Origin of the sequence: Permianibacter fluminis (genome assembly GCF_013179735.1) — a bacterium.
Taxonomy (GTDB): Bacteria; Pseudomonadota; Gammaproteobacteria; order Enterobacterales; family Permianibacteraceae; genus Permianibacter; species Permianibacter fluminis.
The window spans coordinates 625,234-639,181 of the sequence record NZ_JABMEG010000002.1; the positions used below are offsets into that span (position 1 = coordinate 625,234).

The window sequence follows — 13,948 nt, forward strand, 5'->3', positions numbered from 1 at the left end:
TGAACATGAGCAAGAACGTATTGCTGTTGCCGGGTGACGGCATTGGTCCGGAAATCATGGCGCAGGCCGTGCGCGTGCTGGACGCGCTGAAGAAAGATGGTCTGAAGATTGAAACCGAAACCGCGTTGATCGGCGGCTGTGCCGTTGATGCCACCGGCAAGCCACTGCCGGACGAAACGCTGAAGCTGGCGCTCGCTGCGGATGCGGTGTTACTCGCCGCCGTCGGCGGTCCGAAGTACGACACCCTGCCACGTGAGCAACGCCCGGAGCGCGGTCTGCTCGGCATTCGCAAGGCGATGAACGTGTTCGCCAACCTGCGGCCGGCCAGCGTCTATGCCGAACTGGCCGATGCTTCGACGCTGAAACCGGAAGTGGTGGCCGGGCTCGACATCATGATCATCCGCGAGCTGGTCGGCGACATTTATTTTGGTGAGCCGCGTGGCATCGAAGTGCGCAACGGCGAGCGGGTCGGCTTCAATACCATGATCTACAGCGAGAGCGAGATCCGTCGCATCGCCCACGTCGCCTTCCGCACCGCCCAGAAGCGCAACAAGAAAGTCTGTTCGGTCGACAAGATGAACGTGCTCGAATGCACCCAGCTGTGGCGTGATGTCGTCATCGAAGTGGGCAAGGAGTATCCGGATGTCGAGCTGTCGCACATGCTGGTTGACAACGCTGCGATGCAGCTCATCCGCAACCCCAAGCAGTTCGACGTCATGGTCACCGGCAATATTTTCGGCGACATCCTGTCCGACGCCGCGTCGATGCTGACCGGTTCGATCGGCATGCTGGCCTCGGCCTCACTCGATGAAAACAACAAAGGCTTGTACGAGCCGATCCACGGTTCGGCACCGGATATCGCCGGCAAGAACCTCGCCAACCCGTTGGCAATGATCCTGTCGGTGGCGATGATGCTGCGCTATTCGCTGAACGAAGTTGCTGCGGCTGATCGCATTGAAGCGGCCGTCAGGAAAGTGCTGGCACAGGGCTATCGCACCGGTGATATCTACACCGAAGGCAAGACCAAGGTCGGCACCAAGGAAATGGGCGACGCGGTTCTGGCTGCGTTGTAAGTCTCGGTTGTCGGCAGGAGCGGGCACGCCCGCTCCTGCATCAAGGGATTGTGGTCGGGTTGCAGCCGGCCTCTCTCAGCAGCCGGCAAAGCCCAATCAGGGGCAAGCCAATCAGCGCGCTGGGGTCGTCCGAGCGTATCCAGTCAAACAGGCTGATGCCGAGTCCTTCGACCTTGAAGCTGCCGGCGCAATCGAGCGGTTGCTCCTTCTTTATATAGGCAGCAATTTCAGCCGGGCTCAGTTGCCGCAGCTGGACGGTGGTCGTGACATTGACCCGTTCGGCCTGGCCGTCCGGCGCCAGCAGGCAGAGCGCGCTGTGGAACAGCACGGTTTTGCAGGACATTTGTTCCAATTGAGCCTGTGCCCGTTCTGCGCTGCCGGGTTTACCCAACAGCAGGCCGCCGCAATCGGCCGTCTGGTCACTACCGATTACCCAGGCCTTCGGCCAGTTTCTGGCGACCGCGCGGGCTTTGTCCTCGGCTAGACGCAGCGCCAGATCGGCCGGCGGTTCGCCGGCCAGCGGCGTTTCATCGACATCCGGGCGTACAATCTCGAACGTCAGCCCCAACTGGGATAACTGACGGGCCCGGTACGGTGAACCGGAGGCCAGAATCAGTGGAATCGGGGTCATGGTCAGCAAGTCCCTGTTTGGCAATTAGTTTTGACGAAAGGGGGGGCCATCGCTACAATCGCGCCCCTATGCGTGACCAGCGGCCCCCGGAGCGCCTTGCGCCCCACAAGTTTGCCAGCCAAAACGCCGTGTGTTCCGGTGTTTGGCCACTCGCGCAGTTTGACCGGTTATTGCCTTCGCTGACCAGCGAAGACGGCGAGGTCAAATGTGATTTGCGCGGAGCATTGGACGGCATGCGCCGGCCGTTGCTTGTCGCGCATGTGCAAGCGGATTTGCATTTGCAATGCCAGACCTGTTTGCAGCCAATGCTGCATCGCGTTGATCACGAATTCACGCTCTGCGTGGTGAAAGACGATGATGAAGCCGACGAACTCAGCGAAGATCTGGATCCGCTGATTCTCGAAGACGATAACGAAGAAATCAGCACCCGCGATTTGTTCGAAGACGAATTGATTTTGAGTCTGCCGGTCGTGGCCAACCATGAACCGGGAGCTTGTGGAGTCGCAGTGCCCGCACTGCAGTCTGCCGCAGAAGAACCGAAAGCATCGACCAAAGAGAATCCGTTCGCGGTTTTGGCCGGGCTGAAGAAACCAGGCCAATCGTAAGGCGACCGTAGCGGTCACAACGATTTGCCGTTATTGAATTGCAGTTACTGAATTGTAGTGAGGAGTTAAAGCCATGGCCGTTCAACAGAACAAAAAGTCCCGTGCGCGTCGCGACATGCGTCGTGGTCACGACAAGCTGACCAACCCGACTCTGTCGGTTGACCAGGAAAGCGGCGAGACTCATCGTCGTCACCACGTCACCGCCGACGGTTTCTATCGCGGTCGCAAAGTCATCTAACTGGCTTTTACGTAAAACAACAACAGAGATTAGCCAACGTGACCCAAGTCACTCTGGCGATCGACTGCATGGGGGGCGATTACGGCCCCCCAGTTACTATCCCCGCAGCGTTGACCGCGCTCGACAAGCACCCGGATCTGCAGCTCGTCCTTGTAGGCGATGAGGCAGCGATTCGGGCTTTGTTGCGTCAGCGCAATGCGGAGCAGCACCCACGTCTCCGGATCCGTCATACGACCGAAGTGGTGCTGATGGATGACAAGCCGTCGGTCGCGTTGCGTTCGAAAAAAGATTCGTCATTGCGCGTTGCCCTGCAAATGGTTCGCGACGGCGAGGCTCAGGCCTGCGTGTCGGCTGGCAACACTGGCGCCCTGATGGCGCTGGCGCGCTTTGTCGTCAAAATGCTGCCGGGAATTGATCGGCCTGCGATTTGCACCAAGCTGCCGACCATGACCGGTCACTGCCACATGCTCGATCTGGGCGCCAACATCGATTGCGATGCTGAAGCTTTGTTCCAGTTCGCGGTGATGGGCTCGGTCGTTGCCAGCGCCGTGGATGGTTTGAGTTCGCCATCGGTCGGCTTGCTGAATGTTGGCGAGGAAGAAATCAAAGGCAATGAGCAGGTGAAAAAGGCCGCTCAATTGCTCGGCAATACGCCAGCGATTCGCTACATCGGTTTTGTCGAAGGCAACGGCATTTATGCCGGTGAAGCCGATGTGATTGTCTGTGATGGCTTTGTCGGCAATGCCGTGCTCAAAGCCAGCGAAGGCATCGTCAAACTGGTGATGGCGAAACTGAAAGACGAATTTACCCACAGCTGGATCAGCAAGATTCGTGCTGCGGTCGCGATGCCGGTATTGAAGTCATTTCGTAACCGGTTGAACCCCGACCAGTACAATGGCGCCAGTCTGGTAGGCTTGGATGGCATCGTCATCAAGAGCCACGGCGGTGCCAATGAGGCCGCAACGGTCTGCGCTATTGAAGAAGCGATCAAGGAAGTCCACTACAACGTGCCGCAGAAAATCCGCAGCGAAATCGAAGCGCTTCTGGTGAGCCGAGCCGTTTCCTGAGACGGCTTGGCTACAGCAGCCTGCTTTGCCTGTGCAAGTAGCTTGAACATCAACCGGCGTGAAGACAGCGTGACAACTCAAAAATCGACCTACAGCAAGATTCTGGGCACCGGTAGCTTTCTTCCGGAGAAAGCACTGACCAATTTTGATCTGGAAAAATTGGTCGAGACCAACGATGCCTGGATTGTTGAACGCACCGGTATCCGCAAGCGTCACGTCGCCGGCGCCAATGAATCCGCGTCAACGATGGGTACCGAAGCGGCCAAACGGGCGATTGCCATGGCTGGTATTCGCACCGAAGACATCGGCATGATCGTGGTGGGTACTGCGACGCCGGATCGGGTGTTCCCGAGTGTGGCGGCGTTGGTTCAACGCAATCTGGGCTTGGCCGGTATCCCGGCGTTTGATTTGACGGCGGCCTGTTCCGGTTTTGTTTACGGCCTTAGCGTTGCCGATCAATACATCAAATCCGGTGCAATCAAATACGCACTGGTCATCGGTGCCGAATGCCTGACCCGTATCATCAACTGGCAGGACCGGACCACCTGTATTCTGTTCGGTGATGGTGCCGGCGCGGTTGTCCTGGGTGCTAGTGAAGAACCGGGCATTCTGTCGACCCATATCCATGCCGACGGCTCTTACGAAGATCTGTTGTACTGTCCGAATCCGCTGCCGAATGATCCGGAGCGGGACGATCCGAAAGACAAAGAACGGTTCATCGTCATGCGTGGCAATGAAGTGTTCAAGGTTGCGGTTCGTACGCTCAGCAACATCGTGGATGAAACGCTGACGGCGAATGGACTCAGCAAGTCCGATATCGATTGGCTGATTCCGCATCAAGCCAATATGCGCATCATTCAGGCCATTGCCAACAAGCTGGACATGCCCATGGAGCGCGTTGTGGTCACCATCGGTGACCATGGCAACACCTCCAGCGCCTCGATTCCGTTGGCACTCGATGCTGCGGTCCGTGACGGTCGGGTTCAGCGCGGCCAGACCTTGTTGATGGAAGCCTTTGGTGGCGGTTTCACCTGGGGCTCGGCACTGGTCCGGTTCTGATTTTTCCTATCGAAGTTCGATGAAATTCTCACTGGCGTGATTGCAATGACTACAGCTTTTGTCTTTCCCGGTCAGGGTTCGCAAAGCGTCGGCATGTTGTCGACGTTTGCCGATGAAAATGTCGTGCGCGAAACCTTCGCCGAAGCCCGCGATGCCCTCGGCTACGATCTGTGGGCGCTGTGCCAGCACGGCCCGGAAACCGATTTGAATGTGACCTGGCGGACCCAGCCAGCCCTACTGACCGCCAGCGTGGCGTTGTATCGCCTGTGGTTGTCGCGTGATGGCGCCCAGCCGGCGCTGCTGGCCGGACACAGCCTCGGCGAATACTCGGCGCTGGTCTGTAGCGGCGCGCTGGCATTTGCCGATGCCGTGAAGCTGGTCGAAGCGCGTGGCAAGTTCATGCAGGAAGCGGTGCCGGAAGGGCAGGGCAAAATGGCCGCCATTCTCGGTCTCGATGATGCCGACATTCAGGCCGCCTGCGATGAAAGTGCGCAAGGCGAAGTGGTCGCGCCGGTCAATTTCAATTCGCCCGGTCAGGTGGTGATTGCCGGTAATGCAGCGGCGGTTGAGCGGGCGATGGAAGCGTGCAAGGCCAAAGGCGCCAAGCGGGCGTTGCCGCTGAATGTCTCGGCGCCGTCGCATTGCCTGTTGATGAAACCGGCGGCCGAGCGGCTTGCCACACTGCTGCAACAAATCACGATCAACATGCCGGCCATTTCAGTGATCAATAACGTCGATGTCGCCATCGAAACCGATCCGGCAAAAATTCGCGATGCCCTAGTTCGCCAGCTGTATCGTCCGGTGCGTTGGACCGAAAGCGTGCAAGCCTTGGCGGCCAGTGGTGTCACCCGGCTGATTGAGTGCGGTTCAGGCGCGGTACTGGCGGGGCTCGCCAAGCGCATCAACAAAGAATTGACTGCCACCAGCGTGCAGGACAAAACGGCATTTGACGCCGCGTTGGCCGGCTGAGCGGGGCGCCGCGGCAATCTGCCAGCGGGTTAATTGAGCAAAAGGAAGCGAACATGAATCTGGATCTGAACGGCAAGCTCGCGCTGGTCACCGGCGCCAGCCGTGGTATCGGCAAAGCGATTGCCTTGCAGCTTGGCAAGCAAGGCGCGACTGTTGTTGGCACTGCGACCTCGGACGCCGGCGCAGACAGCATCAGCCGCTACTTCGCCGAGCATGGCGTCAAGGGTAAGGGGCTGATGGTCAACGTTGCCGATGCCGCGTCAGTGGAAGCGCTGATGACCGCCATCGAAAAAGAATTCGGCAAAGCGCCTGATGTACTCGTCAACAACGCCGGCATCACCCGCGACAATCTGCTGATGCGGATGAAAGATGATGAGTGGGATTCGATTATCAATACCAATCTGTCGTCGATTTACCGGCTCAGCAAAGCCTGCCTGCGCAGCATGATGAAAGCGCGCTGGGGCCGCATCATCACCATCGGTTCCGTCGTGGGTACAATGGGCAACGCTGGCCAGAGCAATTACGCGGCCGCCAAAGCCGGTGTCATCGGTTTTTCGAAGGCCTTGGCCCGGGAAGTCGGTTCGCGCGGCATCACCGCCAACGTGGTGGCACCGGGCTTCATTGAAACCGACATGACCCATGCGCTTTCTGAAGAACAGAAAGAAAAGCTGTCGACCCAGATCCCGCTGGCCAAACTTGGTCAGGCGGAAGACATCGCGGCGGCGGTCGGTTTCCTGGCCTCAGAAGCGGCCGGTTACATCACCGGCGAGACTTTGCACGTCAACGGTGGAATGAATATGGCGTAAGTTCGTCGGTTCGTTGCTGCACCGCTTTGGTGCGAAAACATCCAGAACTTGCGCTAAGTAGTTGTTAAATCGCCGCATTTCGACAAGAATGTGGCGGTTTTTCTGGTCGAACCAGCAGCCGACCGGCGGTGCCCAAGCTTGCAAATGGGGGCCGAATCCATAAACTAGCTGCCTCGCTTGTCTAGAGGAATGTATTTCCATGAGCACTATCGAAGAACGCGTCAAGAAAATCGTTGTGGAGCAGCTTGGCGTAAAAGAAGAAGACGTCAATGCCGAAGCTTCCTTCGTTGACGATCTGGGCGCCGATTCGCTGGACACCGTTGAATTGGTTATGGCGCTGGAAGAAGAGTTTGATCTGGAAATCCCGGATGAAGAAGCCGAGAAGATCAGCACTGTTCAAGCAGCCATTGATTACATCAAGGCCAACAGCAACTAAGTCTTCGTTGCGACTGCGCTTTGTCTGTAACAAATAAAAAAAACGGGCGGCTTTCCAGTCGCCCGTTTTTCACTTGAAGACATCTCCCAGGGAGGACCGCACGTGGTCAAACGACGCGTCGTGGTGACTGGCCTTGGCATGCTCTCGCCGCTTGGCCTCACCGTCAATGAAAGCTGGGACGGCATCAAAGCCGGCCGCAGTGGAGCTGCCTCCATTGAAGCTTTCGACACCACCAATTTCTCGACCCGCTTTTCCGCTTCGGTAAAAGGCTTCAATCCGGAAGCTTACATGCCGGCCAAAGATGCCCGTCGGATGGATTCGTTCATCCAGCTCGGCATGGCTGCCGGTGTGCAGGCCTTTCAGGATTCCGGCTTGGTTGTCACCGAAGAAAATGCTGCTCGCATCGGGTGCCTCGTTGGCGCCGGTATCGGCGGTCTCGGCACCATTGAACAAAATCACGATGCGCTCCGCGATGGCGGTCCGCGCAAAGTGTCGCCGTTCTTTGTGCCGGGTTCGATCATCAATATGGTGTCGGGCAATCTGTCGATTCAGTTCGGCTTGCGCGGCCCCAACCTGGCGATCGTTACGGCCTGTACTTCCGGCGCGCACAGCATCGGTCACGCTGCCCGCATCATCATGTACGGCGACGCCGATGTCATGGTGGCCGGTGGCGCCGAAGATGCGACCACGCCGCTCGGTCTGGCCGGTTTCGGCGCGGCCCGGTCGCTGTCGACCCGCAATGATGAGCCGACCAAGGCTTCGCGGCCTTGGGATCGCGATCGTGATGGTTTCGTGCTCGGTAACGGCGCCGGTGTGCTGGTGCTGGAAGAGTACGAACACGCGAAAAAACGCGGCGCGAAAATTTATGCAGAGCTGATCGGCTTCGGCATGTCGGGTGATGCTTACCACATGACCTCACCGCCGGAAAATGGTGCCGGTGCGGCTTTGTCGATGGCCAGCGCGTTGAAAGATGCCGGTCTCAATCCGGACCAGATCGATTACATCAACGCCCATGGCACCTCGACCAAAGCGGGCGATGCCGCCGAGACGATGGCGATCAAGCATGTGTTCGCTGCCGAAGCCAAGAAGGTGATGGTCAGCTCAACCAAGTCGATGACCGGCCATTTGCTGGGTGCGGCGGGTGCAGTCGAAGCGATTATCAGCATCCTGGCTTTGCGTGATCAGGTGGTGCCGCCGACCATTAATCTGGATAATCCGGATGAAGGTTGCGACCTCGATTATGTGCCTCACACGGCGCGGCAAGCGAAGCTGGATGTCGTCATGTCGAACTCGTTCGGATTTGGCGGTACCAACGGCACGCTGGTCTTCAAAAAGATCTAAGGCGTACGCGGCTATCGGTATCGATACCGCTGCTGACGCCGTTGTCTTTGACGTGTGTAACGCCCGGTCAGGCTCTGCCTGCCCGGGCGTTTTGATTTTCTGCCCGGACACGAGCGCAGATCGTGGCAAACCCTGCACCGAAATCGGCAACCGATGGCGAATGAAAACGGACCGTGGACCAACACATGACTGACAGCTGGCTGGATGGCATTCCGTGCGACCGCATTGCGGTGGATGATCGCGCGCTGCTGTTTGGCGACAGCTGTTTCACCACGATTGCCGTCCGTGATGGCCAGCCAGAATTGTGGCCACGCCACCGCGAGCGGCTGCAACAGAGTCTGCTGCGACTGCAATTTCCGGTGCTGGATCTGAACCTGCTGACGCAGGAAGTCATGGCGGCGTGTGCAGGCGTTGAACGCGCGATTTTGCGGGTGACGCTGACCCGGGGCGCTGGTGGCCGTGGTTACGCCTTGCCCGTTGCAGGCAACGTCCGGCGGCTGCTGCTGCGACGGGATTGGCCGGCGGACATTGATCAGCGTGGCCGCGATGGCGTGCAATTGCGCTGGTGCGAAACGCAGCTGTCGGAACAACCGCTGCTGGCCGGATTAAAACACGGCAATCGGCTGGAGCAGGTGTTGGCGCGTGCCGAGTGGCAGGACGCCCGCATCGCCGAAGGCTTGATGTGTGATCGCAACGGTCATGTGATCGAAGGCACGACCAGCAATCTGTTTTTCTGCAATGCTGATGGCCATTGGTGCACGCCAGCGCTGGATCGCTGTGGCGTGGCCGGGGTCATGCGCGCCGAGTTGCTGGCGCGGTTTCAGGCGCAGGGCATCAACGTAGCGCAAGGTGATTATTCGATGGCCGATGTGCAGACAGCGACCGAAGTGTTTATCTGCAACAGCATCATCGGCTTGTGGCCGGTGCTGGCGCTGGCGGACCGGCGCTGGGTCATCGGCGAACAAACCCGTCGCCTGCAACAGGCCATTGGCCGGAGCGTTTCGCCATGAGCAGGAGCGTTTTGCCATGAAAGCTCTGCTTCGCTTGCTGGCGATTTTGATTGCGCTGGGGTTGGCGGCTGGCGGCTATGTGTTCTGGCAAGTGAGTGCGCTGGATCAGGCTGTGCTCAACAGCGATTCCGAAACGGTCGAGTACGAAGTGGCGCGGGGCAGCAATGCCAATGCCGTGCTGCGCGACTGGCAAAGCAAAGGCTGGCTGCAGGCATCACCGTGGTGGCGGGTCTGGTTGAAGCTGCATCCGCGCGAGGCCGATATCAAAGCCGGCACCTATCGGATTGCGCGCGGTGACTCGCTGCGCAGCGTGCTGTACCGGATGTGGGCCGGTGATGTCATCCATTATTCGGTAACCTTCGTCGAAGGCTGGAATATTCGCGATCTGCGCGCGGTGCTGGCGAAAGCGCGCAAGCTCAAACAAACGGTGCCGGTCATGACCGACGCCGAACTGATGGCGGCACTCGGCAAGCCGGGTCTGCACCCGGAGGGGCAATTCTTTCCGTCGACGTACTCCTATACCGAAACCATGTCCGATCGCGACGTGCTCGCCGAAGCGATGCGGGTGATGGACACCGTGCTGGCGCAGGAGTGGGAAAAACGCCAGCCGCAATTGCCGTATGCCACGCCTTATGAGGCGTTGATCATGGCGTCGATTGTCGAAAAGGAAACCGGTCACGCCAGCGATCGGCATGACATTGCCGGCGTGTTTGTTCGCCGGCTCGACAAGAACATGCGCCTGCAGACGGATCCGACCGTCATCTATGGTCTGGGCGCGCGATTCGATGGCAATTTGCGCAAGGTCGATTTGCAGACCGATACCCCGTATAACAGCTACACCCGCGCGGGTCTGCCGCCATCGCCTATTTGTATGCCCGGGCGTGAAGCTATTCAGGCGTCGCTCAACCCCGCCGCCGGCGATGCACTGTATTTTGTTGCCCGCGGTGACGGCACCACGGTATTTTCGGCGACGCTGGAGCAGCACAATGCTGCCGTGCGCGAATTTCAATTGAAGAGGCGTGGTCGTGGTCGCTAACTCCCACAAGTCAGCTCCTTGTTTTGTCACGCTCGAAGGTATCGAGGGCGTTGGCAAATCAACCAATCTGGCGTTCATTCGTGATTGGCTGAGCCAGCATGGTCATGATGTGCTGCAGACGCGCGAACCCGGTGGCACGCCGCTGGCGGAGCAGATCCGTGAACTGCTGCTGGCACCGCGTGAGGAAGTGGTCGATTCCGACACCGAACTGCTGCTGATGTTTGCCGCCCGCGCCCAGCATGTCGCGACGGTCATCAAACCGGCGCTGGCGGCCGGCAAAACCGTGCTGTCGGATCGGTTTGTCGACGCCAGCTTTGCTTATCAGGGCGGCGGCCGCCAGTTGCCGATGGCGCGCATTGCCGCGCTGGAAACTTGGTTGCTCGCCGCGTTCAAACCGACCCTGACGCTGCTGCTTGATCTGCATCCGGATATCGCGCTGGCGCGGGCGCGGCAGCGTGGCGAAGCGGATCGGTTCGAGCGCGAGCAACTGGCCTTTTTCATCCGGGTGCGCGAGGTCTATTTGCAGCGTGCCGCCGCCGAGCCGCAACGTTTTGCCATCATCGATGCCGGCCAGAGTCTGGCCGATGTGCAACGCGACATCGCGGCACTGTTGGCGAACCGAATTGGCGCGTGTGCATCATGACGGACACCGGTGCAGCAGCAAATGCGTTGCCCGTCTTGCCGGATTGGCTGACACCAGTCTGGAAAAAACTGTGCTGGTCGCTCGACGCCAATCGGGTCGCGCACGGTTTGTTGCTGCATGGACCGCGCGGCATCGGCAAGCGTTGGCTGGCCGAGCATTACGCGGCCCGGTTGCTGTGCCGCGAGGCGCGTGCCGAACAGCCGGCCTGCGGACATTGCGCCGGCTGTGCGCTGCGGCTGGCCGGTCACCATCCGGATTTTCTGCAGCTCAGCATCCCGGAAGACAAGCAAAGCATCGGTATCGAACAGGTCCGTGAACTGTCCGGCCTGTTGCAGCAATCGGCGCATCGGGCCGGTTACCGGGCGGTGATTATCGAGCCGGCCGAGGCGATGACCCTGTCGGCGGCTAATGCCTTGCTGAAAACCCTGGAAGAGCCCGGTTCGTCGATTGTGCTGATTTTGGTTGCGCACCAGCTGGAGCGGGTGCCGGCGACCATACGCAGCCGCTGCCAGCGACTGCCGCTGGCGCCGCCTGAACCGGCGGCGGCGATGGCCTGGCTGCAGGCTCAACATCCCGAGCTGGCGGCAGAGCGATTGCAGCAGGCGCTGGTGCTGGCCGCTGGCGCACCGCTGCGGGTGCAGGGCCTGCTGGCACAGGATGCGCTGGCCCAGGTCGACAGCCTGGAAAAAGGTCTGCTCGCCGTGGCCCGCGGCGAACTGAGCCCGGTGCAGCTGGCGGCCAGCCAAACCGATGTCACGCTGGCGCTGCTGCACCTGCAGCGGGTTGCTGCCCGCGGTTTGCAGAAGAGCCTTAACGGCGAGAGCAAAGTGCCGGCGATACTGTGGGATCGCTTTGTCAGCGCGGTTCTCGAGGCCATGCGGGCCTGGCGAGCCAATCCGGCGCTGCACGCCCAGACTTTGCTGGAAAGCGTTCTGATTCAATGGTTTGATTTCACTGCCGGCATGCGCCATAGTAAGTCGGCAACTTCAACGAGGTAATCGGTAATGTCTGATGCAGCAAGCGCAGGTACCGGCGCCGCACCAGCGGGCGGTCCGCGTCACGGTATTTTGTCCCTGACCATCAAGGACAAGGCTGTGCTGTATGCCGCCTACATGCCGTTCGTCAAAAATGGTGGTTTGTTCATTCCGACCACGCGCCAGTACAACGTCGGCGACGAAGTGTTCATGCTGCTGACGCTGATGGAAGAGAAGGAAAAAATTCCGGTTGCCGGTCGCATCATCTGGGTAACGCCGCGTGGCGCCCAGGGCAATCGCGCGGCCGGTATCGGCGTCCAATTCTCCAATCAGGACAACGGTCAGGCCCGAACCAAAATCGAAGCCTATCTGGCCGGTGCGCTGCAGTCGGACAAGCCTACACATACCATGTGAGTCATCTGCCGCTCTGAATTTGAGTGACTGTTTTTTTTAGTCGCCACGTAGATGCTTCATCGGATTTTAACTCTCGTGCGAAACCTCGGGCCTTTTTTTGTGGTGTTGCTCAGCCTGACTGGCTGCGAGTGGTTGTTTGCTCCCCGTCAGACTGCGTGGTTTCATCAAGCTCCAAGCAAGTTGGTTTCGGCCCACGCTGAATTCAAATATGAGCGTCTGAAGTTAAGTGATGACGAATCATTAGACGACGACAATTTGCGCCAATATCTCGTCCGAGGTCTTTCCGGCGAACGGTCCCCAGGTCCATGTCGTGGCAACATGCAAATACTAGGATTCGGTTACGACGCACAAAGGCAAACATTTTGGGTGGAAGGTCGTTGCGAATAAGCAGCTACATCTACGAGGAAATAGTTGCAAAAAATGGAATGGAGTCGGCTGGTGCCCGAACTGATGGTCAACGACTATGATCGGGCCAAACAGTTCTATCGCGATGTTTTAGGCTTTGCGCTGTGTTTTGAGCGAACAGAAGACAGGTTTGGTTATTTCGATCGCGGCGGTGCCCAGATTATGTTGCTGGAACGCCCGCATGGCAGCGCGGCGCTGCCACCGGTAACGGATTCCCGGCTGCATTTCCAGATTGAAGTCGACCAGCTGGAGCCACTGCTGGATCGATTGGCTGGCGCCGGTCACTGCCTGCACAAGCCGCCGTACACGGCCCGCTATCGTGGCAACGATTGTGTTTATGTCCAGCGCGAATTTTTTGTTCGTGATCTGGATGGGTATTTGTTGCGTTTCTTCCAGCACCAAGCAGAAGAGCCGCTTGTCTGAACCTGCAGGACCTGTTGTGAAATTCATCGACTCCCATTGCCACCTCGATCGGCTCGAATTGCCGGAAGGCGTCACGCTCGAACAGGTCATGAACGAGGCGCGTGCCCGCGGGGTTTGCCATTTCCTGAATATCGGCGTCGAGCAAGACAGTTTTCCGCAGGTGCTGGCCATTGCCGAAGCCCATGCCGATGTCAGTTGCAGTGTCGGTACCCATCCGCTCTATGAAGGTATCCACGAAACCAATTTCGATTGGGTGCGCAGCGCCGCCAACCATTGCAAGGTGGTTGCGATTGGCGAAACCGGGCTCGATTACTACTACAAGCCGGAAAGTGCCGAGGCGCAGCAGCGCAGCTTTCGGGCCCATATCCGCTTGGCCCGCGAGCTTGGTCTGCCGCTGATTGTGCATACCCGGCAGGCGCAAACTGACACGCTGAATTTGTTGAAAGAAGAAGGCGCCAGCGAGTTTGGTGGCGTGCTGCACTGTTTTACTGAAGACTGGCCAATGGCAGCCGCCGCGTTGGAGCTCGGTTTTTATATTTCCTTGTCCGGTATCGTCACGTTTCGCAATGCCGATAGCCTGCGCGAAGTTGCCCGGAACGTACCGCCGGATCGCTTGCTGATTGAAACCGATGCGCCCTGGCTGGCGCCGGTGCCGTATCGCGGCAAGAGCAATTTGCCAGCCTATGTGGTCGAGGTGGCGCAGTGCATTGCCCGCGAGCGAGGCATCAGTCTGGACGCGCTGGCGGCGCAGACCACCGCCAATTTCTGTCAGCTGTTCCGCCGGGCCGATGTCGCCATTTGATCGCGACAGGGCTTGC

At 59.0% G+C, this 13,948-nt stretch carries 17 protein-coding genes; 16 read left to right on the forward strand and 1 reads right to left on the reverse strand.

The features are described 5' to 3' along the window. The first annotated feature begins 5 nt into the window (after window positions 1-5). Window positions 6-1,073 (forward strand): 3-isopropylmalate dehydrogenase, encoded by a 1,068-nt coding sequence (leuB, locus tag HPT27_RS17920; RefSeq protein ID WP_172246310.1) that lies wholly within the window; start codon window positions 6-8, stop codon window positions 1,071-1,073. Between the two features lie 40 nt (window positions 1,074-1,113). On the opposite strand, the gene HPT27_RS17925 is transcribed toward leuB, so the two are convergent. After that, complete coding sequence (locus HPT27_RS17925; protein ID WP_172246313.1) at window positions 1,114-1,704, reverse strand: Maf family protein; 591 nt, start codon at window positions 1,702-1,704, stop codon at window positions 1,114-1,116. A 233-nt stretch (window positions 1,705-1,937) separates the two neighbouring features. Between HPT27_RS17925 and HPT27_RS17930 the strand changes: the two genes are divergently transcribed. From HPT27_RS17930 to HPT27_RS18000, 15 genes are all read left to right on the forward strand, one after another. Continuing rightward, entirely contained in the window at window positions 1,938-2,309 is a 372-nt protein-coding gene (locus HPT27_RS17930; RefSeq protein WP_172246315.1) for a YceD family protein, read from the forward strand. A 73-nt stretch (window positions 2,310-2,382) separates the two neighbouring features. After that, on the forward strand, window positions 2,383-2,547 hold the full coding sequence (gene rpmF / locus HPT27_RS17935) for a 50S ribosomal protein L32 (protein ID WP_172246317.1): 165 nt from the start codon (window positions 2,383-2,385) through the stop codon (window positions 2,545-2,547). A 38-nt stretch (window positions 2,548-2,585) separates the two neighbouring features. Next, on the forward strand, window positions 2,586-3,614 hold the full coding sequence (gene plsX, locus HPT27_RS17940) for a phosphate acyltransferase PlsX (protein WP_172246319.1): 1,029 nt from the start codon (window positions 2,586-2,588) through the stop codon (window positions 3,612-3,614). Window positions 3,615-3,683: 69 nt separating this feature from the next. Then, window positions 3,684-4,673, forward strand: coding sequence for a beta-ketoacyl-ACP synthase III (locus tag HPT27_RS17945; protein ID WP_172246321.1), 990 nt, complete (start codon window positions 3,684-3,686; stop codon window positions 4,671-4,673). Between the two features lie 39 nt (window positions 4,674-4,712). Next, a complete protein-coding gene (gene fabD, locus HPT27_RS17950) occupies window positions 4,713-5,642 on the forward strand; it encodes an ACP S-malonyltransferase (protein ID WP_328820729.1) in 930 nt (309 codons plus the stop codon). A 59-nt stretch (window positions 5,643-5,701) separates the two neighbouring features. Next, window positions 5,702-6,448 (forward strand): 3-oxoacyl-ACP reductase FabG, encoded by a 747-nt coding sequence (gene fabG / locus HPT27_RS17955; protein WP_172246435.1) that lies wholly within the window; start codon window positions 5,702-5,704, stop codon window positions 6,446-6,448. A 199-nt stretch (window positions 6,449-6,647) separates the two neighbouring features. Then, window positions 6,648-6,884 carry an acyl carrier protein gene (gene acpP / locus HPT27_RS17960; RefSeq protein ID WP_172246325.1) on the forward strand — a complete coding sequence of 79 codons (237 nt, stop codon included), beginning with the start codon at window positions 6,648-6,650 and terminating at the stop codon, window positions 6,882-6,884. Window positions 6,885-6,986: 102 nt separating this feature from the next. Then, window positions 6,987-8,225, forward strand: coding sequence for a beta-ketoacyl-ACP synthase II (gene fabF, locus HPT27_RS17965; protein ID WP_172246327.1), 1,239 nt, complete (start codon window positions 6,987-6,989; stop codon window positions 8,223-8,225). Window positions 8,226-8,410: 185 nt separating this feature from the next. Continuing rightward, window positions 8,411-9,235, forward strand: coding sequence for an aminodeoxychorismate lyase (pabC, locus tag HPT27_RS17970; RefSeq protein WP_172246329.1), 825 nt, complete (start codon window positions 8,411-8,413; stop codon window positions 9,233-9,235). 16 nt (window positions 9,236-9,251) lie between these two features. Further along, on the forward strand, window positions 9,252-10,271 hold the full coding sequence (gene mltG, locus HPT27_RS17975; RefSeq protein ID WP_172246332.1) for an endolytic transglycosylase MltG: 1,020 nt from the start codon (window positions 9,252-9,254) through the stop codon (window positions 10,269-10,271). Then, window positions 10,261-10,914, forward strand: a complete 654-nt coding sequence (gene tmk, locus HPT27_RS17980) for a dTMP kinase (RefSeq protein WP_172246334.1) — start codon at window positions 10,261-10,263, stop codon at window positions 10,912-10,914. The genes mltG and tmk overlap by 11 nt, the downstream gene beginning before the upstream one ends. Further along, on the forward strand, window positions 10,911-11,912 hold the full coding sequence (holB, locus tag HPT27_RS17985) for a DNA polymerase III subunit delta' (RefSeq protein WP_172246336.1): 1,002 nt from the start codon (window positions 10,911-10,913) through the stop codon (window positions 11,910-11,912). The genes tmk and holB overlap by 4 nt, the downstream gene beginning before the upstream one ends. Window positions 11,913-11,918: 6 nt before the next feature. Continuing rightward, the gene (locus tag HPT27_RS17990; RefSeq protein ID WP_172246339.1) at window positions 11,919-12,302 is read left to right on the forward strand and encodes a PilZ domain-containing protein; all 384 of its coding nucleotides are present in this window, start codon (window positions 11,919-11,921) and stop codon (window positions 12,300-12,302) included. Between the two features lie 438 nt (window positions 12,303-12,740). Beyond that, a complete protein-coding gene (locus tag HPT27_RS17995) occupies window positions 12,741-13,130 on the forward strand; it encodes a VOC family protein (protein ID WP_172246341.1) in 390 nt (129 codons plus the stop codon). Window positions 13,131-13,146: 16 nt separating this feature from the next. After that, a complete protein-coding gene (locus tag HPT27_RS18000; RefSeq protein ID WP_328820723.1) occupies window positions 13,147-13,932 on the forward strand; it encodes a TatD family hydrolase in 786 nt (261 codons plus the stop codon). The last annotated feature ends 16 nt before the right edge of the window (window positions 13,933-13,948 follow it).